Here is a 22,326-nt window from a genome sequence, read left to right on the forward strand (position 1 = left end):
AACGCAATCCTTTATGGGTCTGTATACCTTCCTTGACGGCTGACGCTGAAAAAGCGGAACGAATGCGAATTATTATTTTTTAGGCGGCGGCAACTGGCTGATCACAATCAGCCACGGGGTATAGGTTTTGATGCTCAACGGCAGGGTCTCGGTGATCAATTGCAGCGCCCGGTCGGTGTCATCCAGCGGTAGCACGGCCGTCACGCGCAAGTCGGCCAAGGCGCTGCGATCAAACTGCAGATGGCCGCGGCGATGGCGCGCTATCTCATCCAGCACCTGATCCAGCGGCTGGTTTTCGACCACCAACTGATGGCGGCGCCAGGCTTCATTGACGCTGGCGGGGTCTACCGTGCCAGACAGTTTTACCGCGTCGCGGCTGATCAACGCCTTTGAGCCGGCGCCCACTTCCAGGGTTTGTTGCTCGTTGGCACTTTGCGCCGCCACCCGCGACTGCAGCATGCTCAGCACGGTGGTGTCTGCCAGATGATTGACCACAAATCGGGTGCCCAGGGCGCGCATGGTGCCCTGCGCGGTCTGCACGATAAAGGGCCGTGAACGGTCATGCGCCACCTCGACCAGAATTTCGCCCTGGAGCAATTCGATCCGTCGCTCCGTGCTGTTGAAGTGCACGTTGACCGCGCTGGCACCGCTGAGGGTGAGGGTGGAGTCGTCCGCCAGGTGCAGGGTCTTCCAGTCGTTGGGCCCGGTGCTGATATCGGCTAGCCAGCGTTCGGGGTACTGGCTTTTTAGCGTCAGGGTCACGGGCAAGGCCAGGCATGCAGCAATCAGCACAACACGCAGTATGTGCTTGCGCGGGGCCGTGGGTTTACGCCCGGTAAAGGCGGCATTCAACGCGGCCTTTGCCGGAGCCGACTGTTCGCGCAGCGATTGCAGGCGGCTGATGGCATCTTGCATGCGCTGGGCGGCGGCTGCATGTTGCGGGCTCTGCTGCTTCCAGCACTCGAACTCAAGACGCGCCGCGTCGCTGAAGCCTTCTTCGTGCAGGCGCAGCATCCACTCGGCCGCTTGCTCATCAATAATCTGGCGGGGCGCTGGCATCAGGTGTCCAGGCTATGGCTGCAATGCAGCAAGGCTTGAATCAGGTATTTGCGCACAGTGCGATCAGATAACCCCAGTTGGCGGGCGATCTCGCTTTGGGTCAGGCCGTCGAGGTAATACAGGACAAACGCCTGGCGGACGTTGTCTTGCAGACCTTCGAGCATAAAGGCGATGTGTTCAAGGGCTTCAAGGGTGCTGAGGATGTGTTCGGGGGACTGAAAGCCTTCCAGTGACTCGGCGGTCAGGGCCAGCTCTTGCAGGTAAGCGTTTTCGATGTGTTTGCGGCGCACTTGATCGATGATCAGCCGACGGGCGGTGGTGCTCAGAAACGCTCGCGGCTCGCGCAGGGAGGCCACCGACTCACGGGCATTGAGAATTCGGGCGAAGGTGTCCTGAGCCAGATCGGCAGCATTGTGCGCACAGCCGAGTTTTCGGCGCAGCCAGCCAAACAGCCAGCTGTGATGTTCGCAGTACAGGTTTGAAATCGCGGCCTGGAACGGAGGTTCACCCGAAGACATAGAATATTACTCAAACGTTATTGAGAATTATTGCTAATTCTGAACGTAAGTTCGGGGTAAACGCAAGTGGGCGAAACAACTGTAGGAGCGAGCTTGTCTCGCGATCTTTTGATCTTTAAAAGATCGCGAGACAAGGTGGGGTGTTTAGTGCTTGGCGATCAGGTTGCCGGCGTGCAGGCCGCATTCCTTTTGCGTCGCTTCTTCCCACCACCAGCGGCCTTCGCGTTCGTGCTGGTTTGGCAGGACCGGGCGGGTGCAAGGCTCACAGCCAATGCTAATGTAACCGCGCTCATGCAGGCTGTTGTACGGCAGCTCGAGCATGCGGATGTAGCCCCAGACTTCCTCGCTGGTCATTTGCGCCAGCGGGTTGAATTTGTACAGCGGGCGCTCTGGCGTCGAGAACGCTCTGTCGATTTCCAGTGCCGCGACCTGGCTGCGGGTGCCAGGGCTTTGGTCACGGCGCTGGCCGGTCGCCCAGGCTTTAACAGTCGACAGTTTGCGACGCAGCGGTTCGATCTTGCGCACGCCGCAGCACTCGCCGTGGCCGTCTTTGTAAAAGCTGAACAAGCCTTTTTCTTTGACGAACGGTTCCAGTTTGGTCTGGTCCGGCGAGATCAGCTCGATCTGGATCTTGTAGTGATCGCGCACTTGTTCAATAAAGCGATAGGTCTCGGGGTGCAGGCGCCCGGTGTCGAGGCTGAACACTTTGACGTTCTTGTTGAGCTTCCAGGCCATGTCCACCAGCACCACGTCTTCGGCGCCGCTGAACGAGATCCAGAGTTCGTCGCCAAAATGTTCAAAGGCGAGTTTGAGAATGTCCTGCGGGGACTTGCTGGCGTATGTCGCGGCTGTTTGCGCAACGTCGAACGGATGGCTCATCAGGCGGTTTCCTACGGTGAATGGCGCTGGGCGCTCTCTAGTGGGGCGGATGGTAGCAAAAACCGCGCGCTACAGGGTTTGCAGCGTGTCGAGCAGCACCTTCACTTTGGTGATCGATTCTTGATATTCATCGTGCCAGTCAGAGTCGGCAACGATCCCGCCGCCGCCCCAGCAATTGACCCGGCCGTCTTTGACCAGCAGGCTGCGAATGGCGATTGAGCTGTCCATTTCTCCGCGCACATCCAGGTACAGCAGCGAGCCGCAGTAAATGCTACGCCGGGTGGGTTCCAGCTCATCAATGATCTGCATGGCACGGATTTTCGGCGCGCCGGTAATCGAGCCGCCGGGGAAGCTGTCACCGATCAGGTCCAGCGCGTCTTTGCCCGGCGCCAATTCACCGACAACGCTGCTCACCAGGTGGTGAACGTTGGGGTAGCTTTCGAGGGCGATCAATTGCGGCACGCTCACCGAGCCGGTGCGGCAGGTGCGGCCCAGGTCATTGCGCAGCAAATCGACGATCATCAGGTTTTCCGCCCGGTCCTTGGTGCTGGCCAGCAATTGGGCAGCGTTGGCGGCATCTTCTGCCGGATTTTGACCCCGTGGGCGCGTGCCTTTGATCGGTCGGGTTTCGACCTGATTCTGGCTGACATGCACAAAGCGCTCGGGCGACAGGCTGAGGATGGCAGTGTCTTCGGGCAGGCTGACAAAGCCTGAAAACGGCGTTGGGCACGCTTCGCGCAAGGCGCAATAGGCGGCCCACGGGTCGCCCTCGCAGGGGGCGCTGAAACGCTGGGTGTAATTGACCTGGTAGCAGTCGCCCGCCTGAATGTAGTGCTGGATTTTTTGCAGGGCGTGTTGGTAAAACTCAGCGCTGATGTCGGGCTGCATGGGGTGTTTGAGCGAGAACGTGCCAGGCTCGCTCTGCGCGGGCTGAGCGAACAGCTCAATCAGGCGCTCGCGTTCGGCCACGGCCAGGCTGGGGTGAAACACCAGTTGGCTGGTCGCCGCCTGGTGATCGCTGACCAGCGCCCAGGCATACAGCCCAAGCCGTGCATCGGGTAAATGCAGGTCGTTGAGCGACTGGGCGGGCAGGTGTTCAAGTTGGCGGCCGAAGTCATAGCTCAGGTAGCCGATGAGCCCGCCGACAAAAGGCAGCTCATAGGGTGCAGGCAGTTCAGCGTCACCCAGTTGTTTTAGCGCATCACGCAGACGTTGCAGAAACCCGCGCCCTGATTCATCCGCCCGCCCGCTCAACTCTTCGACTGGCCAGGCGCTCAGCAGGTCATAGCGCCCGCGCTCTGCGACGGGGCGGCCGCTGTCCAGCAAGACTGCGCCAGGGGCATGGCGAATCGCCGCAAAATAAACGGCAGGGTTGGGGTGGTAGGGCAGGGGGTGTACAGAGCAGGTCAACATGCGACGCCAATCAGCCAACGGAGCGGGGTGCTGATTGTAGTCTCGTGCAGGACGTCAAGGCTATGTGGCCGTTGTAGGAGCGAGCTTGTCTCGCGATCTTTAAAGGCCAAAAGATCGCGAGGCAAGCTCGCTCCTACAGGTTATTCGCTCTGATGGATATGCCCGAACAGCTCTTGGGTAAAGCGCACGCGCTCTTCGGGTGTCTCTTGAATGCCTTTTTCTGCCAGTTCGGCGAGGTGGGCTTCCACGGCGTGGGTGCGCAGGGTCAGGCCGCAGTTGTTGGCGATCTGGATGTTCAGCCCCGGCCGGGCATTGAGTTCCAGAATCAACGGGCCTTTGTCCTGGTCCAGCACCATGTCGACGCCGATATAGCCCAAGCCGCATAGCTCATAGCAACCGGCGGCCAGCTTCATGAAGCCGTCCCAGTTGGGCAGTTGCACGCCGTCCACCGCATTGGTGGTGTCCGGGTGTTTGCTGATGATGCTGTTCAGCCAGGTGCCGCGCAGGGTCAGGCCGGTTGCCAGGTCGACACCCACACCGATGGCGCCCTGGTGCAGGTTGGCCTTGCCGCCCGATTGGCGGGTCGGCAGGCGCAGCATGGCCATTACCGGGTAGCCCATCAGCACAATGATGCGTATGTCCGGCACGCCTTCATAGCTGATGCTTTTGAAGATCTGGTCAGGCGTGACGCGGTACTCGATCAGTGCCCGGTCGCGGTGCCCGCCCAGGGAATACAGACCGGTGAGGATGCTGGAAATCTGATGTTCGATTTCTTCGTGGCTGATGATCTTGCCCGACACGGTGCGAAAGCGGTCTTCGAAGCGGTCAGCAATCACCAAAATGCCATCGCCGCCCGCGCCTTGTGCGGGCTTGATCACGAAGTCCGAGCGGCCACCGATGATGTCATCGAGCTTCTCGATTTCTTTCTCGGTGGAGATCACCCCGTACAACTCCGGCACATCAATGCCGGCGGCAATGGCGCGCTCTTTGGTGATGATCTTGTCATCCACAATCGGGTACAGGCTGCGTTTGTTGTACTTGAGTACGTAGTCCGCATTGCGCCGATTGATGCCCATGATGCCCTTGGCTTCCAGGGCCTTCCAGGTCTTCCAGAAGCCAAACATCAGGAGTCAGCCTTCAAGAACGCTTTGAAACGCACCAGCTCGGTCAGGCGGTAGCCGCGATAGCGACCCATGGCCAGCATGAATGCCACCAGAATCAGCAGCACGGCCGGGAAGGTGAACACGAAGTACACCAGCTCAGGCACGCTCATCACCAGGTAGGCCAGGGTGGCGGCGAACAGGGTGCCGATGGCGACTTTCATGGCATGGCCGCCGCCACGCTCTTCCCAAGTGATCGACAGACGCTCGATGGTCATGGTCAGAATCACCATCGGGAACAGTGCCACCGACAGCCCGCGTTCAAGGCCCAGCTTATGGCTGAACAGGCTGATGGCGGCGATCAGGATTACTACGAACGTCAGCACCACCGACAACCTGGGCAGCATCTGCAACTTCAGATGTTCCAGATAGGAACGCAGCATCAGCCCGAGCGCCGTTATCACCGTAAACAGGATGATGCCGAACTCCAGTTGGGTTTCGCGGAACGCCAGGGCGATCAGTACCGGGGTAAAGGTGCCGAGGGTTTGCAGGCCGATCAGGTTACGCAAGACCAGAATCACCAGTACACCAATCGGGATCATCACCATGATCATGAAGGTCTGCTGGGTTTGCAGCGGCAAGCCGTACAGCGAGTACTCGAGGAAGTTGGCGTCGGTGTTCTCGTCGGTCAGTTTGGCCAGGCGAATGGCGTTCATTTCGCTGTTGTTGAGGCTGAACGTCACGTTGGCTTTTTTGCCGCCATCCATCGTCACCAGCGGCTCGTCGCCGATCCACCAGAGCAGGCGGTCAGACGGCAGGCCTTGCTCGCCCGATTCCGGGTTGAAGTACAGCCAGTCGTTGCCGTTGAAGCTGCGCAGCCACAGCTCAGGGTTTTGCGGTTGATCGGCGACCAGGCGGATGGTGTGCACGCGCTCCATCGGGACGTGGGCAATCGACAGCAGCAATTCAATGATCTGGGCTTTGTGCGGGGTCGACGGGTCGCCCGCCAGCAGCAACTTGACGTTGTCATCATTAAGGTTGTTCACCCGCTTGATGGTTTCGCTGATAAAGGTTTCGACGTCGGCAGAGTGCTGGCGAATCGGTGCGAGCAGGGCTTCGGCGGCGATTTTTTCCGGGCCGTCGACGGCGATGCTGTCGCGGAATACCGGGCCTTTGACCTTGGTTTTGTCACCCGAATAGCGCTTGGTCAGGACCAGGCGGTAGTAAAGGGTTTGCTTGCCGCTGACCCGGCGTGCCGACCAGGTGACCTTGCGGTTGCCGTCGACGCGGTTGACGCTCACCCCGTAGTTGTTCGAGATAAAGCTCTCATTGAGGCTGACGTAATCGCGGTTAAGCGGCGGGACGAACATCTGGATTTTGACCGGGTCTTTGGCGTTGGCCACGAACTCGACTTTGGCATCGATGTTCCACAGGTCGTCGGTCGCGTCTTCGGTCACAGGGATGCCGATGACGAAAATCTGGTAGGCGGTAATTGAAACGCCCAACACCAACAGAATGGTGATCAAGATTTTCAGGTGAAGGGTAAGAGCGCGCATTTCAATTACTCTGCGATTTGAGCGTTAGCGACGCAGGCAGGTTTGCCAGCGGCGTATTTAAGACTGGGGTCGACCAGCGCATCAAAGCGTTTAAGCGCTTCGGAGCCAATCAACAGCGGGTATTGGAACGCACTTCGGTCGGTCAAGTTCACTTCGATGGTGCGTAAAGCCTTGCCCATACAAATTTCCAGGCTGATGACCGGGCGTGAGGTGTAGTTCTTGTCGGCCTGCGGATCGTAGTCACCGGAGCGGCGTTTGATCTTGCTCACGCGGGCCAGCGGGCGTTCGATGGGGTGGCTGTGGGCGTCGTCGATGGCCAGGTAAAAGCGCACCCAGCTTTCACCATCACGTTTAAAACGTTTGATGTCGCGGGCACTCAGCGAGGCGGTTTTGGCGCCGGTGTCGAGTTTGGCTGCAACCAGCAGGTCTATGCCTGCCAGTTCGGCGTATTCATTCAGGCCGTACACGGTTTTTTCGCCGCCAAGGCTCAGGCCCGGCAGCGACAGCAGACATAGAAAGGTGAAGAGGGTGATGAATTTCATAAATTGAGGCGTGATCTCTTGCAATCTTCAGTTCAAGGCGACTGGCAAAGATGCAAGTTTCCTCGTGCGGCTGCCCGATGGAAAGGGGCAGGGCGGATGCGGCGGGCATTCTAACATGATGGTTTTATGGCGCCAGCGTTCGCGCCGTCTGCGCGGGCGGTTAGTGATGTCGATTACACCAAGGTCTTATTCGACGATTGTCGACAATCCATATTTATCCTTTGACTGATAGCGCTTAAATGGCTAGTTTTGGCGCTATTGATTTCGAAGGTGTCGACAATATGCAGCAAGCACTGGAGCCGTCCCTGGTTGCCCAGGATGACTCGGAAACCTTGTCCGAGAACGTCTTTCGACGCATTCAGGCGGCCATTGTCAAAGGCGAAATCGCCCCGGGCAGCAAGATCTCCGAACCTGAACTGGCGCGCACCTACGGCATCAGCCGCGGCCCCTTGCGTGAGGCGATTCATCGGCTTGAAGGCCAGCGTTTGCTGGTGCGCGTCCCGCATGTCGGCGCCCGCGTGGTCTCGTTGAGCCATGCCGAGCTGATCGAGCTCTACGAAATTCGCGAGTCCCTTGAAGGCATGGCCTGCCGTTTGGCGGCCGAGCGCATGAGCGATGAAGACATCGCCGAGTTGCGCCAGGTGCTCGAAACCCATGAGCGCGATGAGGCGTTTCAGGCGGGTGTCGGGTACTACCAGCAAGAAGGCGACTTTGATTTTCATTACAAGATTATTCAAGGCAGCGGCAATCGCACGCTGACCCAGATGCTGTGCGGTGAGTTGTATCAATTGGTGCGCATGTACCGCATCCAGTTTTCCGCCACCCCCAACCGCCCGCACCAGGCGTTTGCCGAGCACCACCGGATTCTCGATGCCATTGCCGATCGCGACGGCGAACTGGCCGAGTTGTTGATGCGCCGCCACATCGGCGCTTCCAAACGCAATATCGCGCGTCACTACCAAGACAGCGCCCAGCAGACAGCCACTCCACGAGGTGAGTCATGAGCAATAAAAACAGTCCAGGCCAGCGTTTCCGTGATGCAGTCGCCAGCGAACACCCGTTGCAAGTCGTCGGTGCGATCAACGCCAACCACGCACTGCTGGCCAAACGTGCCGGTTTCAAGGCGATTTACCTGTCGGGTGGCGGTGTCGCTGCGGGTTCGCTGGGCGTGCCTGACTTGGGCATTACCGGTCTGGACGACGTGCTGACCGACGTGCGCCGTATCACTGACGTGTGTGACCTGCCGCTGCTGGTAGACGTGGACACGGGCTTTGGCTCGTCGTTCTTCAACGTTTCGCGCACGGTCAAGTCGATGATCAAGTTTGGCGCTGCGGCCATTCACATCGAAGATCAGGTCGGCGCCAAGCGTTGCGGTCATCGCCCAAACAAAGAGATCGTTTCGCAGCAAGAAATGATCGACCGTATTAAAGCCGCGGTGGATGCGCGCACCGATGACAGCTTCGTGATCATGGCGCGCACCGATGCGCTGGCGGTCGAAGGTCTGGAGTCGGCGCTTGAGCGTGCGGCGGCATGCGTTGAAGCCGGTGCCGACATGGTCTTCCCGGAAGCCATCACCGAGCTTGAGATGTACAAACTGTTTGCCGACCGGGTCAAGGCGCCGATTCTGGCCAACATCACCGAGTTCGGCGCAACGCCGCTGTACACCACCGAGCAATTGGCTAGCGTTGATGTATCGCTGGTGCTGTACCCGCTGTCGGCGTTCCGGGCGATGAACAAGGCGGCAGAGAACGTGTACGGCGCCATCCGCCGCGACGGCACCCAGCAAAATGTGATCGACACCATGCAAACCCGCATGGAGCTGTACGACGCCATCAACTACCACGAATTTGAGCAGAAGCTCGACGCGCTGTTTGCTGCGAAGAAATAACACAGAGGTATGTACAAAGACTTGCCGAATCCCTAACAAATTCAAGATTGGAGAGCGCAATGGCCGAAGCAAAAGTATTGAGCGGTGCCGGATTACGGGGCCAGGTGGCCGGGCAAACAGCCCTGTCGACGGTCGGTCAGGAAGGCGCCGGCCTCACTTATCGGGGTTATGACGTGCGTGAACTGGCAGCCGATGCCCAGTTCGAAGAAGTGGCTTACCTGCTGCTGTACGGCGAACTGCCGACTAAAACCCAACTGGCTGACTACACCGCCAAGCTGAAAACCCTGCGCGACTTGCCGCAAGCCTTGAAAGAAGTGCTGGAACGCATCCCCGCAGACGCCCACCCGATGGACGTGATGCGCACCGGTTGCTCGTTCCTGGGCAATCTGGAGCCGGAGAAAGACTTCTCCGAGCAACTGGACAAGACCAACCGCCTGCTGGCCGCCTTCCCGGCGATCATGTGCTACTGGTACCGCTTCAGCCACGACGCCAAGCGCATCGAGTGCGTGAGCGATGAAGCGTCGATTGGCGGTCACTTCCTGCACCTGCTGCACGGCAAAAAGCCGAGCGAGTTGCACGTCAAAGTGATGAACGTGTCGCTGATCCTCTATGCAGAACACGAGTTCAACGCCTCAACCTTCACCGCCCGTGTCTGTGCATCGACGCTGTCCGATCTGTATTCGTGCATCACTGCGGCCATCGGCTCGCTGCGCGGCCCGTTGCACGGCGGTGCCAACGAAGCGGCGATGGAAATGATCGAGCGCTTTGCCTCGGCTGAAGACGCCGTCGAGGGCACCCTCGGCATGCTGGCGCGCAAAGACAAGATCATGGGCTTTGGTCACGCGATCTACAAAGACAGCGACCCGCGTAACGAGGTGATCAAGGGCTGGTCGAAAAAGCTGGCTGAAGAAGTGGGCGACACCGTGCTGTTCCCGGTGTCCGAAGCCATCGACAAAACCATGTGGGAGCAAAAGAAACTGTTCCCCAACGCCGACTTCTACCATGCCTCGGCGTACCACTTCATGGGCATCCCGACCAAGCTGTTCACCCCGATCTTTGTCTGCTCGCGCCTGACCGGCTGGGCTGCACACGTGTTCGAACAGCGCGCCAACAACCGCATCATCCGTCCAAGCGCCGAGTACATCGGCGTTGAACAGCGCAAGTTCGTGCCAATCGAGCGTCGCTGACAAGCAGGGCAGTGGCCGCCCCTTTACCGGCGCGGCCGCTCGCCCTCTGACCTAACCGTGATCGAGTCCCGCACCATGAATACTGAATTTCGTAAAACGCTGCCGGGCACCCGGCTGGATTACTTCGACACCCGTGCGGCGGTCGATGCGATCACCCCCGGTGCCTACGACACACTGCCTTATACCGCGCGCGTGCTGGCCGAAAACCTGGTGCGGCGTTGCGATCCGGCCACGTTAAATGCCTCCCTGAGCCAGTTGATCGAGCGCAAGCGCGACCTCGATTTTCCGTGGTTCCCGGCGCGTGTGGTGTGCCATGACATCCTTGGCCAAACCGCTCTGGTTGACCTCGCAGGCCTGCGTGATGCCATCGCCCAACAGGGCGGCGACCCGGCGCAAGTCAACCCGGTGGTGCCGACCCAACTGATTGTCGACCACTCGCTGGCCGTAGAATGTGGCGGTTATGACCCCGAGGCGTTTGAAAAGAACCGCGCCATCGAAGACCGCCGCAACGAAGACCGCTTCCACTTTATCGAGTGGACCAAAAAAGCCTTTAAAAACGTCGACGTGATCCCGCCGGGCAACGGCATCATGCACCAAATCAACCTGGAGAAAATGTCTCCGGTGATTCAGGTGCGTGACGGCGTAGCCTTCCCCGACACCTGCGTCGGCACCGACAGCCACACCCCGCACGTCGACTCGCTGGGCGTAGTCGCCATCGGCGTCGGCGGCCTCGAAGCCGAAAGCGTGATGCTCGGTCGAGCCTCGTGGATGCGCCTGCCAGAAATCGTCGGCGTTGAGCTGACCGGCAAGCTGCAACCGGGCATCACCGCCACCGACATGGTGCTGGCGCTGACCGAGTTCCTGCGTAAGCAAAAAGTGGTCGGCGCCTGGCTGGAGTTCTATGGCGAAGGCGCTGCGGCGCTGACCCTGGGCGACCGCGCGACTATTTCCAACATGGCCCCGGAATACGGCGCCACGGCGGCGATGTTCTACATCGACCAGCAAACCATCGATTACCTCAAACTGACTGGCCGCGAAGACCAGCAAGTGCAGTTGGTGGAGCACTACGCCAAGGTCAACGGCCTGTGGGTCGATAGCCTCAAGGGCGCGCAGTACGAGCGCAACCTGAGCTTTGACCTGTCGTCGGTGGTGCGCAACATGGCCGGCCCAAGTAACCCGCATGCGCGGGTGGCCACCAGCGATCTGGCGAGCAAAGGCATCGCCGGGCAGTGGGATGAAGTGCCGGGGCAAATGCCCGATGGCGCGGTGATCATCGCTGCGATCACCAGTTGCACCAACACCAGCAACCCGCGCAACGTGATTGCCGCCGGTTTGCTGGCCCGCAACGCCAACAAATTGGGGCTGACCCGCAAACCGTGGGTTAAATCGTCGCTGGCGCCGGGCTCGAAAACCGTGGCGCTGTACCTGGATGAAGCGGGCCTGACTGACGAGCTGGAGCAACTGGGCTTTGGCGTTGTGGCGTTTGCCTGCACCACGTGCAATGGCATGTCCGGGGCGCTGGACCCGGTGATTCAGCAAGAAATCATCGACCGTGACCTCTACGCCACGGCCGTGCTGTCCGGGAACCGTAACTTTGACGGGCGTATTCACCCGTACGCCAAGCAGGCGTTTCTGGCCTCGCCGCCGCTGGTGGTGGCTTATGCGATTGCCGGGACCATTCGTTTTGACATCGAAAAAGACGTCTTGGGCCTGGACGCTCAGGGCAATGAAATTCGCCTGAAAGATATCTGGCCGACGGACGAAGAAATCGACGCAGTGGTCAAGGCCTCGGTGAAACCGGAGCAGTTCCGCCAGGTGTACATTCCGATGTTCGCCATTCACGAAGACACCGGCCCGAAAGTCGAGCCGCTGTACGACTGGCGCCCGCAAAGCACCTATATCCGCCGCCCGCCGTACTGGGAAGGGGCGCTGGCCGGTGCACGTCCGCTCAAGGGCATGCGCCCGTTGGCCGTGCTGCCGGACAACATCACCACCGACCATTTGTCGCCGTCCAACGCGATCATGCTCGACAGTGCCGCCGGTGAATACCTGGCGAAAATGGGCTTGCCTGAAGTCGACTTCAACTCCTATGCCACCCACCGTGGCGACCACCTGACCGCCCAGCGCGCGACCTTTGCCAACCCGAAACTGTTCAACGAAATGGTGATCGAGGACGGCAAGGTCAAGCAGGGTTCATTGACCCGCCTCGAGCCGGAAGGCCAGGTGATGCGCATGTGGGAAGCGATTGAAACCTACATGGACCGCAAGCAGCCGCTGATCATTATTGCCGGTGCTGACTATGGTCAGGGTTCGTCCCGTGACTGGGCAGCCAAGGGCGTACGGCTGGCGGGTGTGGAGGCGATTGCCGCCGAAGGGTTTGAGCGCATTCACCGCACCAACCTGGTGGGCATGGGCGTGTTGCCGCTGGAGTTTATGCCGGGTACCAACCGCAAAACCTTGCAGATCGACGGCAGTGAAACCTACGACGTGATTGGCGAGCGCACCCCGCGTGCCACGCTGACGCTGGTGATTACCCGTAAAAATGGCGAGCGTGTCGAGGTGCCGGTGACCTGCCGCCTGGACACGGCTGAAGAAGTGTCGATCTACGAAGCGGGCGGCGTGTTGCAGCGCTTTGCCCAGGATTTCCTGGAGTCGGCAACCGCTTAACCACACATCCCGTAGGAGCGAGCTCGCCTCGCGATCTTTTGATCTTTTAAAAAGATCGCGAGGCGAGCTCGCTCCTACAGAGGACATGACAGGATTCTATTCATGGCTTTTGCAGCGCAAATCAAAATCCCGGCGACGTATATGCGGGGCGGTACCAGTAAAGGGGTGTTTTTCAGCCTGCTCGACTTGCCTGACGTGGCTCAGGTGCCGGGAGCGGCTCGTGATGCGTTGCTGCTGCGGGTGATCGGCAGCCCGGACCCGTATGAGAAACAAATCGACGGCATGGGCGCCGCCACGTCCAGCACCAGCAAAACCGTGATCGTCAGCAAAAGTCTGCACGCTGACCATGACGTCGACTATTTGTTTGGTCAGGTGTCGATCGACAAGCCTTTTGTCGACTGGAGCGGCAACTGCGGCAACCTGTCTGCGGCGGTCGGTTCGTTCGCCATCAGCAGCGGCCTGGTCGACCCGAGCCGTATTCCGCGCAACGGCACGGCGGTGGTGCGCATCTGGCAAGCCAACATCAGCAAAACCATTATTGCCCACGTGCCGATCACTGACGGCGCGGTCCAGGAAACCGGCGACTTTGAACTGGATGGCGTGACCTTTCCGGCGGCAGAGGTTCAGCTTGAGTTCCTCAATCCGGCGGCAGAAGAAGAGGGTGCGGGTGGTTCGATGTTCCCCACCGGCAACCTGGTGGACGACCTGGAAGTGCCGGGCGTCGGCACCCTTAAAGTCACGATGATCAATGCCGGCATCCCGACCATCTTCGTCAATGCGCACGACATCGGTTACACCGGCACGGAACTGCAGAACGACATCAACGCGGATGCGAAAGCGCTGGCGCTGTTCGAAACCATTCGTGCCCACGGTGCGTTGCGCATGGGCCTGATCGACAACCTCGACGATGCCGCCAAGCGCCAGCACACCCCCAAAGTGGCGTTTGTGGCCAAGCCTGCGGATTACTTGTCGTCCAGCGGTAAGCCGGTGAGCGCGAACAGCATTGATTTGCTGGTGCGTGCCTTATCGATGGGCAAACTGCACCACGCCATGATGGGCACTGCTGCGGTAGCGATTGGCACGGCAGCCGCCATTCCGGGCACCCTGGTCAACCTGGCCGCGGGTGGTGAATTGCGCAGCGCCGTGCGCTTCGGCCACCCGTCGGGCACCTTGCGGGTGGGCGCACAAGCGCAGCAGGTTGACGGCGAATGGACCGTGACCAAAGCCATCATGAGCCGCAGCGCGCGGGTCTTGATGGAAGGTTGGGTGCGGGTGCCCCCGATTTGAAAAAAAATCTGTAGGAGCGAGCTTGTCTCGCGATCTCTTAACTACCCAGCAGATCGCGAGGCAAGCTCGCTCCTACAACTGGTATGTAGAGCGGGCATTCAGACCTGCCAGCCTGACCTTGAGGATGGAACACGACACTCATTCACCCACTTGGAGTCACTCCACATGAGCGCCAACGTCGACCTCAACAACCGTCCCGACTATGACAAGGTTTTGCAGGACATTGCCGATTACGTCCTGACTTACCGCATCACTTCCCCAGAAGCCCTGAACACCGCCCGTAACTGCCTGATGGACACCTTGGGCTGCGGCCTGCTGGCGTTACGTTTTCCGGAATGCACCAAACACCTGGGCCCGATTGTCGAAGGCACGGTGGTGCCGTTTGGCGCCCGTGTGCCCGGTACGTCGTATCGCCTTGATCCGGTCAAGGCTGCGTGGGACATCGGCTGTATCGTCCGTTGGCTGGATTACAACGACACCTGGCTGGCAGCGGAGTGGGGGCATCCTTCGGATAACCTGGGCGGGATTCTGGCAGTGGCCGACCACCTCTCGCAAAAGCGTGTGGCCAATGGCGAAGCGCCGTTGACCGTGCGTGCGGTGCTGGAGGCGATGATCATGGCGCATGAGATTCAAGGCGTGATGGCTCTGGAAAACTCCTTCAATCGCGTCGGCCTTGACCATGTGCTGCTGGTGAAAGTCGCATCGACGGCGGTCTGTGCCAAGCTGATGGGCGCTGACCGCGAGCAGTTGCTGGCGGCGTTGTCCCATGCGTTTGTCGATGGTCAGGCCTTGCGTACCTACCGCCATGCGCCCAACGCCGGCTCGCGCAAGTCGTGGGCGGCGGGGGATGCGTCGAGCCGCGGCGTACGCCTGGCGGATATCGCGCTGCGCGGTGAAATGGGCATTCCGGGCGTGCTGACGGCGCCGCAGTGGGGCTTTTACGACGTGCTGTTCAGCCACACCAACAAGGACCTGGCGCTTAAGCCTGAAGGGCAGCGCCAATTCAGCCTGTCACAGCCCTATGGCACCTATGTGATGGAAAACGTGCTGTTCAAGATCAGTTTTCCGGCTGAGTTCCATGCGCAAACGGCGTGCGAAGCGGCCGTGACCTTGCACCCGCAGGTGAAAGATCGCCTGCATGAGATCGACAAAATCGTGATTACCACCCATGAATCCGCGATCCGGATCATTTCCAAGCAAGGCCAACTGGCCAATGCGGCGGATCGAGATCACTGCATTCAATACATGACCGCCGTGCCGCTGGCATTTGGCAACCTGGTGGCGGAACAGTACGAAGACGACTTCCACGCCGCGCATCCGATCATTGATGAGCTACGCGAGAAGATGGTCATTGTCGAAGAGCCGCGCTACACCCGTGAATACCTGGAGGCCGACAAACGTTCGATTGCCAACGCCATTCAGGTGTTTTTCAAGGACGGCTCCCACACGGAGCAGGTGGTGGTGGAGTACCCGATCGGCCATCGTCGGCGCCGGGCTGAGGGCATTCCGTTGCTGGAAGACAAGTTCAAGGCCAACCTGGCCACGCGCTTTGTCGGCCAACGCTGCAAGCAGATTTTTGAACTGTGCAAAGACCAGGCAAAGCTTGAAGCGACGCCGGTTCATGCGTTTGTTGATTTGCTGGTGATTTAAACCCAATCCCCTGTAGGAGCGAGCTTGTCTCGCGATCTTTGGATGGTTTAAAAGATCGCGAGGCAAGCTCGCTCCTACAAGGCGGTGGGGTTATTTAAAACGTCGTTCCACGCCTTTTTCGACCAGAATCTTGGCCGAGATTTCTTCTACCGAGAAATGGGTGGAGTTGATGTGCGGGATGTTTTCGCGCTGGAACAGGCTTTCGACTTCGCGCACTTCAAATTCGCACTGGGCGTAGCTGGAGTAGCGGCTGTTGGGCTTGCGCTCGTTGCGAATGGCGGTGAGGCGATCCGGGTCGATGGTCAGGCCGAACAGTTTGTGCTTGTGCGCGCGCAAGGCCGCGGGCAGCTTCAGGCTTTCCATGTCATCTTCGGTCAACGGGTAGTTGGCCGCGCGAATGCCGAATTGCATGGCCATGTACAGGCAGGTCGGGGTTTTGCCGCAACGTGACACGCCCACCAGAATCAGGTCGGCCTTGTCGTATTTGTGTGTGCGCGCGCCGTCGTCGTTGTCGAGGGCAAAGTTCACCGCCTCGATACGCTCCATATAGTTGGAGTTATGGCCAATTGAGTGGGATTTACCCACTGAATAGGAGGAATGTTCCGCCAGTTCCTGCTCCAGAGGCGCCAGGAAACTGGAGAAAATGTCGATCATGAAGCCATTGGCGGTGGCGAGGACTTCGCGAATATCCTGATTGACGATAGTGTCGAAGATTATCGGGCGAACACCGTCTTTTTCGGCGGCGTTGTCGATTTGTTGTACCATTGCCCGCGCTTTTTCCACGCTATCTATATAAGGGCGTGTGAATTTGCTGAAGGTCACGTTTTCGAATTGCGCCAACAAACTCTGGCCGAGGGTTTCGGCTGTGATGCCGGTGCCGTCGGATATAAAGAAAGCAGATCGTTTCATTTGCGCCTTGGGCCTTAAGCTGGTGACGTTTCTTGGATATGATAGGCGCGATTTTGTCGCCCGCAATGGCAGGCAGTGTCACTTATTTTCCAGGTCCAGGCCACAATCGCCGAGAGACTCCATAGACGGAGTGTCCGGCACCCTGAGCTTTTCCAACACAGTTAGTGGAGAGATCACCTTGGTAGAGTACGTAGTTTCCCTCGATAAGCTCGGCGTCCATGATGTGGAGCATGTGGGGGGCAAGAACGCATCCCTCGGCGAGATGATCAGCAACCTTGCAGGCGCTGGTGTATCGGTTCCCGGTGGTTTTGCGACGACTTCCCAGGCATACCGTGATTTTCTTGAGCTGAGCGGCTTGAACGATCAGATCCATGCAGCGTTGGACGCGCTGGATGTTGATGACGTCAACGCCCTGGCCAAGACCGGCGCCCAGATCCGTCAATGGATCATGGAAGCCGAGTTCCCTGAGAAACTCAACGCTGAAATCCGTGCTGCGTTTGCGACCCTCTCGCAAGGCAACCCGGACATGGCCGTTGCCGTACGTTCTTCGGCCACCGCCGAAGACTTGCCGGACGCCTCCTTTGCCGGTCAGCAAGAAACCTTCCTGAACATCCGTGGCGTTGAAAACGTGATTCGTGCGGCCAAGGAAGTGTTCGCTTCCCTGTTCAACGACCGTGCGATTTCTTACCGCGTGCACCAAGGGTTTGACCACAAGCTGGTGGCCCTGTCGGCTGGCGTACAGCGCATGGTGCGTTCCGAAACCGGCACTGCAGGCGTGATGTTCACCCTGGACACCGAGTCGGGCTTCCGTGATGTGGTGTTCATCACCGGCGCCTACGGCCTGGGCGAAACCGTCGTACAAGGCGCGGTCAACCCGGACGAATTCTACGTTCACAAGCCAACCCTGGAAGCCGGTCGACCTGCGATCCTGCGCCGCAACCTGGGTAGCAAAGCGATCAAAATGATCTACGGCGACGAAGCCAAGGCCGGTAAATCGGTCAAGGTCATCGACGTAGAGAAGGCGGACCGCGAGCGTTTCTGCCTGACTGACGCTGAAATCAACGAACTGGCCAAGCAAGCGATGATCATCGAGAAGCACTACAAGTGCCCGATGGACATCGAATGGGCCAAAGATGGCGACGACGGCAAGCTTTACATTGTTCAGGCCCGCCCTGAAACCGTGAAGAGCCGCACCCAGGCCAACGTGATGGAGCGTTACCTGCTCAAAGAAACCGGTACTGTGCTGGTTGAAGGTCGCGCCATTGGCCAGCGCATCGGCGCGGGCAAGGTACGCATCATTAAAGACGTCTCCGAGATGGACAAAGTCCAACCGGGCGACGTGTTGGTGTCGGACATGACTGACCCGGACTGGGAGCCGGTCATGAAGCGCGCCAGCGCTATCGTTACCAACCGTGGTGGCCGCACCTGCCACGCCGCGATCATCGCGCGTGAGCTGGGTATCCCGGCGGTCGTCGGTTGCGGCAACGCCACTCAGTTGCTCAAAGATGGTCAGGGCGTGACGGTTTCGTGTGCTGAAGGCGATACCGGTTTCATCTTTGAAGGTGAACTGGGCTTCGATATCAAGAAAAACTCCGTCGATGCCATGCCGGAATTGCCGTTCAAAATCATGATGAACGTGGGTAACCCGGACCGTGCGTTTGACTTCGCACAACTGCCGAACGCCGGTGTGGGCCTGGCCCGTCTGGAGTTCATCATCAACCGTATGATCGGCGTGCACCCAAAGGCACTGCTGAACTACGACGGTTTGCCGCAAGAAATCAAAGACAGCGTCGACAAACGCATCGCGGGTTACAGCGATCCGGTTGATTTCTACGTCGACAAACTGGTTGAAGGCATCAGCACCCTGGCTGGCGCGTTTACCCCGAAAAAAGTGATCGTGCGTCTGTCGGACTTCAAGTCCAATGAATACGCCAACCTGATCGGCGGCAAGCTGTACGAGCCGGAAGAAGAAAACCCGATGCTGGGCTTCCGTGGTGCTTCGCGTTACATCAGCGAAAACTTCCGCGATTGCTTCGAGCTCGAGTGCCGTGCCCTCAAGCGCGTGCGCAACGACATGGGCTTTACCAACGTCGAAATCATGGTGCCGTTCGTACGTACCCTGGGCGAAGCGAGCCAGGTGATCGACTTGCTGGCCGAAAACGGCCTCAAGCGTGGCGAAAACGGCCTGCGCATCATCATGATGTGCGAGCTGCCATCCAACGCGATTCTGGCTGAAGAGTTCCTTGAATTCTTCGACGGCTTCTCGATCGGCTCCAACGACCTGACTCAGTTGACCCTGGGCCTGGACCGTGACTCCGGCGTGATCGCTCACTTGTTTGACGAGCGTAACCCGGCCGTTAAAAAGCTGCTGTCCAACGCTATTCAGGCGTGCAACAAGGCTGGCAAATACATCGGTATTTGCGGTCAGGGCCCATCCGATCACCCGGATCTGGCGCTGTGGCTGATGGAGCAAGGCATTGAAAGTGTGTCGTTGAACCCGGACACCGTACTGGAAACCTGGTTCTTCCTGGCTGAAGGCCAAGCGCAAGCTTGAGTCGTTGAGAGAAGGGGCAGGGCAACCCATGGGTTGCCTTGCTCTCTATACGTGTTAGGGCGAGTTCGTGTTCGGATTCGCCCTTTTTTGTGCAAGAGCATTATGCAAAGCAGCAGCCATTTATTTCCCGTTGCCCTGATCAGCGCTGAGCGTCGGGGTGATCTGAGCGAAGACGTTTATCGCTTGAAGCCCGCCAACAGCCCGGATATTTCCGTGGAGTTGGTGGTGACCCGTCTGGGCATGGCCGATGCGGGCCAGGTGCGGGGTGTGCCGGTCATTTTGTTGCACGGCAGTTTTTCCAATCGTCGCTTCTGGTATTCGCCCAAAGGTGTCGGGCTGGGGGCCTTTTTGGCTCGGGCCGGCTTTGATGTGTGGCTGCCTGAAATGCGTGGCCATGGCTTGTCGTCGCGCAATATTCACTGGGCCAAAAATCGGGTGGCGGATTACGCCCGCTACGATTTGCCAGCCATTGGTGCGTTTGTGCGTGAGCAAAGCGGGCAAACGCCGCATTGGATCGGCCATTCCCAAGGCGCTATCAGCCTGGCAGCGGCCTTGGGCGGTGAGTATCTGCAGGCGGCAGACGTGGCCTCGGCGGCGTTTTTTGGCTGTCAGATCAATCGCCGCTACTGGTCGCTGAAAATCCCGCCGGTGCAGTGGGGCGCTTACCTGTTGTTGAAGCGATTTGCGCAGTTGTCAGGCACCCGTCTCAAACGTGGCCCTGAAGATGAACCGGTCAGCATCGCACTCGAAACCCTGCGCTGGAATGGCTTTATGGGCCGTTTCAAAGACGCGGATCGCGATTGGTGGGCCGGCTTGGCACAGGTTGAACTGCCGGTGCTGGTGGTTGCCGCGGCGGGCGACCGACAAACACCGGAGTGGGCTTGCCGCAAACTGTATGACCAACTGGGCGCCGCGCAGCGCCAGTTTGTGTGCCTGGGACGCGAGCAGGGGTTCAGCTCTGACTTTAATCATGTCGACATGCTGGTGAGCCCGGCGGCTCAGCAAGAGGTGTGGCCGCGGGTGCTGAACTGGCTGACCCACGCTGAGATGCGTTGATTGAAACCGCTCGGCAAGGGGGAGGGGGTTTCGGCGGGTAGTGGTTGCGGCTACTATATGACGCTTGTGGTGTTTCTGGTCATATTTTGTGGCCGGTTAGCTAATGAGTTCTCATTGGCGAGTGCGCGGCATGTTTAACGCCAGCGCTCGTCAGAACGTCTATAACAGTAGTGCTGCCGTTTTTCATTTTGCTGCGCCCACCTTTAACAGGAGCTAGTTCATGAATCACTACCTTACCCCCGACTTGTGCGATGCCTATCCAGAGCTGGTGCAAGTGCTGGACCCCATGTTCAGCAACTTTGGCGGGCGTGATTCCTTTGGTGGTGAGATCGTGACCATCAAGTGCTTTGAAGACAACTCGCTGGTCAAAGAGCAGGTTGAACTCAAGGGGCATGGCAAAGTGCTGGTGGTGGATGGCGGCGGTTCCCTGCGCCGGGCGTTGCTGGGCGACATGCTGGCTGAAAAGGCCGCTAAAAATGGCTGGGAAGGTTTGGTGATTTACGGCTGCATCCGTGACGTCGACGTGATTGCGCAAACAAACCTGGGCGTTCAGGCGCTGGCGAGCCACCCGATGAAGACTGACAAGCGCGGCATTGGCGATTTGAACGTGGCGGTGACCTTTGCGGGTGTCACGTTCCGTCCCGGAGAATTCATTTATGCCGATAACAATGGCGTTATTATTTCGCCTTCAGCTCTGAAAATGCCGACATGATTCAGGGCAAAAGCTCACCGCTCTAATCACAAGGACCACGGATGCAAGAGGAAGACAACGCACAGTGGGGGCTGGTGTACGCCCTGGTGCTGGACGGTAAGGGCGGTGCTCGCCATATCCCGCGTACTGAGCTGGACACGCTGGAACTGCAAAGTCATGAAAGTCTTTGGTTGCACTGGGATCGCAGTCACCCGCAAGCCCAGACCTGGTTGCGCGGTTCCAGTGGTTTGAGCGATTTCAGTTGTGATTTGCTGCTCGAAGAAAACACCCGTCCCCGTCTGTTGACCTTGCCCAACAGCGAACTGTTGCTGTTTTTGCGCGGGGTTAACCTCAATCCGGGTGCTGAGCCGGAAGACATGGTTTCGCTGCGCATCTTCGGCAGCTCGCAGCGGGTTATCTCACTGCGTTTGCGAAGGTTGCGTGCCATTGATGAAATGCTCAGTGATTTTGAGCAAGGCGATGGCCCGAAAGATCCCGCCGAATTGATCTTGTACCTGGCTCAAAACCTGACGCTGAAGGTCCAGGACTTGATCGGCGACCTGTCCGAAATCGTCGATGACGAAGAAGATAAGATAGATGCCGACGAACGGTATACGCCGGAACACGGTGCTATTTTGCCGATCCGCCGAAGAGCCGCCGGTTTGCGTCGTTTTCTGGCACCGCAACGGGATATTTTCGGGCAACTCGCGCGAACAAAAATCCCGTGGTTCAGCAGTGATGTGCTCGATTACTGGAACGAGCTCAACAACAGCCTGACGCGTTACCTGGAAGAGCTCGAACTCACGCGAGAGCGCGTGGGGCTGGTGCTTGAGGCCGTAGACCGGCGCATGAGCGAGCGCATGAGCCGCATCATGTACCGCTTCGGGGTGATCACCGGGATCTTTTTACCGATTACATTTCTCACGGGCTTGCTCGGGATCAATGTGGGCGGTGTGCCGTTCTCTAATAATCCCTGGGGTTTTCCCGTGGTTTGCAGCCTGATGGTGGTGATTGCCGTCGTGCAGTGGTGGTTTTATCGACGTTTGCAGTGGCTTTGAATGGGCGCGGAATGTGACCCGATTAAAGTGGCTTGCGTCTTTCACTGAGATACCGAGAGGTGCATATGCACGATCCGTTTGAACAGTCGCTACGTGAAATGCTCAAAACGCCGTCATCCAGCCGTGACGATGATGCGTGTTTAGGGCGAGTGCTGAAAACCGCCAATCGCCAGGTAGGCGCGGGCGATCTATTCAGCCTGCCCGGTCGCTGGATGCAAGCGCTGACGATTGCATTGAATAGCGGTTCGGCCCATATTGCGCCCGTTTCGCGGCGCAAACCTGCTGCTCGCCCTGTTGATAAGGCTGATTGAA

19 protein-coding genes are annotated in these 22,326 nt (G+C 58.8%); 11 read left to right on the forward strand and 8 right to left on the reverse strand.

Annotated features, from left to right (window positions below; all coding sequences use genetic code 11):
* Positions 1 to 72: 72 nt before the first annotated feature.
* The 7 genes from ACJJU9_RS06255 to ACJJU9_RS06285 form a co-directional block, all read right to left on the reverse strand.
* On the reverse strand, positions 73 to 1,059 hold the full coding sequence (locus ACJJU9_RS06255; RefSeq protein WP_407730268.1) for a FecR family protein: 987 nt from the start codon (positions 1,057 to 1,059) through the stop codon (positions 73 to 75).
* A complete protein-coding gene (locus ACJJU9_RS06260; RefSeq protein ID WP_407730269.1) occupies positions 1,059 to 1,577 on the reverse strand; it encodes a sigma-70 family RNA polymerase sigma factor in 519 nt (172 codons plus the stop codon). The genes ACJJU9_RS06255 and ACJJU9_RS06260 overlap by 1 nt, the downstream gene beginning before the upstream one ends.
* Before the next feature lie 144 nt (positions 1,578 to 1,721).
* The gene (locus tag ACJJU9_RS06265; RefSeq protein ID WP_407730270.1) at positions 1,722 to 2,456 is read right to left on the reverse strand and encodes a phosphoadenylyl-sulfate reductase; all 735 of its coding nucleotides are present in this window, start codon (positions 2,454 to 2,456) and stop codon (positions 1,722 to 1,724) included.
* Between the two features lie 69 nt (positions 2,457 to 2,525).
* Positions 2,526 to 3,869, reverse strand: a complete 1,344-nt coding sequence (gene pabB / locus ACJJU9_RS06270; RefSeq protein ID WP_353232856.1) for an aminodeoxychorismate synthase component I — start codon at positions 3,867 to 3,869, stop codon at positions 2,526 to 2,528.
* Between the two features lie 140 nt (positions 3,870 to 4,009).
* Positions 4,010 to 4,993 (reverse strand): alpha-L-glutamate ligase-like protein, encoded by a 984-nt coding sequence (locus ACJJU9_RS06275; RefSeq protein ID WP_153333378.1) that lies wholly within the window; start codon positions 4,991 to 4,993, stop codon positions 4,010 to 4,012.
* Positions 4,993 to 6,525, reverse strand: a complete 1,533-nt coding sequence (locus ACJJU9_RS06280) for an inactive transglutaminase family protein (RefSeq protein ID WP_048369811.1) — start codon at positions 6,523 to 6,525, stop codon at positions 4,993 to 4,995. The genes ACJJU9_RS06275 and ACJJU9_RS06280 overlap by 1 nt, the downstream gene beginning before the upstream one ends.
* Positions 6,526 to 6,530: 5 nt before the next feature.
* Positions 6,531 to 7,067 (reverse strand): ATP-dependent zinc protease, encoded by a 537-nt coding sequence (locus ACJJU9_RS06285; RefSeq protein WP_048369813.1) that lies wholly within the window; start codon positions 7,065 to 7,067, stop codon positions 6,531 to 6,533.
* A 281-nt stretch (positions 7,068 to 7,348) separates the two neighbouring features.
* Between ACJJU9_RS06285 and ACJJU9_RS06290 the strand changes: the two genes are divergently transcribed.
* From ACJJU9_RS06290 to prpD, 6 genes are all read left to right on the forward strand, one after another.
* The gene (locus ACJJU9_RS06290) at positions 7,349 to 8,071 is read left to right on the forward strand and encodes a GntR family transcriptional regulator (RefSeq protein ID WP_123751888.1); all 723 of its coding nucleotides are present in this window, start codon (positions 7,349 to 7,351) and stop codon (positions 8,069 to 8,071) included.
* The gene (prpB, locus tag ACJJU9_RS06295; protein ID WP_048369817.1) at positions 8,068 to 8,955 is read left to right on the forward strand and encodes a methylisocitrate lyase; all 888 of its coding nucleotides are present in this window, start codon (positions 8,068 to 8,070) and stop codon (positions 8,953 to 8,955) included. The genes ACJJU9_RS06290 and prpB overlap by 4 nt, the downstream gene beginning before the upstream one ends.
* Before the next feature lie 59 nt (positions 8,956 to 9,014).
* Positions 9,015 to 10,142 carry a 2-methylcitrate synthase gene (prpC, locus tag ACJJU9_RS06300; RefSeq protein WP_048369818.1) on the forward strand — a complete coding sequence of 376 codons (1,128 nt, stop codon included), beginning with the start codon at positions 9,015 to 9,017 and terminating at the stop codon, positions 10,140 to 10,142.
* Positions 10,143 to 10,217: 75 nt separating this feature from the next.
* Positions 10,218 to 12,809, forward strand: a complete 2,592-nt coding sequence (acnD, locus tag ACJJU9_RS06305; RefSeq protein ID WP_407730271.1) for a Fe/S-dependent 2-methylisocitrate dehydratase AcnD — start codon at positions 10,218 to 10,220, stop codon at positions 12,807 to 12,809.
* Between the two features lie 102 nt (positions 12,810 to 12,911).
* Positions 12,912 to 14,096, forward strand: a complete 1,185-nt coding sequence (gene prpF, locus ACJJU9_RS06310; RefSeq protein WP_048369820.1) for a 2-methylaconitate cis-trans isomerase PrpF — start codon at positions 12,912 to 12,914, stop codon at positions 14,094 to 14,096.
* 165 nt (positions 14,097 to 14,261) lie between these two features.
* On the forward strand, positions 14,262 to 15,746 hold the full coding sequence (gene prpD / locus ACJJU9_RS06315) for a 2-methylcitrate dehydratase (protein WP_407730272.1): 1,485 nt from the start codon (positions 14,262 to 14,264) through the stop codon (positions 15,744 to 15,746).
* Positions 15,747 to 15,836: 90 nt separating this feature from the next.
* Here the strand turns inward: prpD and ACJJU9_RS06320 are convergent, their stop codons facing one another.
* Positions 15,837 to 16,655, reverse strand: a complete 819-nt coding sequence (locus tag ACJJU9_RS06320; RefSeq protein WP_048386835.1) for a pyruvate, water dikinase regulatory protein — start codon at positions 16,653 to 16,655, stop codon at positions 15,837 to 15,839.
* A gap of 178 nt (positions 16,656 to 16,833) precedes the next feature.
* Here ACJJU9_RS06320 and ppsA point away from each other — a divergent pair, with 178 nt between their 5' ends.
* The 5 genes from ppsA (at position 16,834) to ACJJU9_RS06345 (ending at position 22,325) form a co-directional block, all read left to right on the forward strand.
* Entirely contained in the window at positions 16,834 to 19,209 is a 2,376-nt protein-coding gene (gene ppsA, locus ACJJU9_RS06325; RefSeq protein ID WP_153356635.1) for a phosphoenolpyruvate synthase, read from the forward strand.
* A 102-nt stretch (positions 19,210 to 19,311) separates the two neighbouring features.
* Positions 19,312 to 20,265 carry an alpha/beta fold hydrolase gene (locus ACJJU9_RS06330; RefSeq protein WP_407730273.1) on the forward strand — a complete coding sequence of 318 codons (954 nt, stop codon included), beginning with the start codon at positions 19,312 to 19,314 and terminating at the stop codon, positions 20,263 to 20,265.
* Between the two features lie 220 nt (positions 20,266 to 20,485).
* Positions 20,486 to 20,977, forward strand: coding sequence for a ribonuclease E activity regulator RraA (gene rraA, locus ACJJU9_RS06335; protein ID WP_048386837.1), 492 nt, complete (start codon positions 20,486 to 20,488; stop codon positions 20,975 to 20,977).
* 41 nt (positions 20,978 to 21,018) lie between these two features.
* A complete protein-coding gene (locus ACJJU9_RS06340; protein WP_407730274.1) occupies positions 21,019 to 22,014 on the forward strand; it encodes a zinc transporter ZntB in 996 nt (331 codons plus the stop codon).
* A gap of 65 nt (positions 22,015 to 22,079) precedes the next feature.
* Positions 22,080 to 22,325, forward strand: coding sequence for a hypothetical protein (locus tag ACJJU9_RS06345; protein ID WP_048369831.1), 246 nt, complete (start codon positions 22,080 to 22,082; stop codon positions 22,323 to 22,325).
* Position 22,326 lies beyond the last annotated feature (1 nt).

Source organism: Pseudomonas helleri (genome assembly GCF_045830615.1).
GTDB lineage: Bacteria > Pseudomonadota > Gammaproteobacteria > Pseudomonadales > Pseudomonadaceae > Aquipseudomonas > Aquipseudomonas helleri.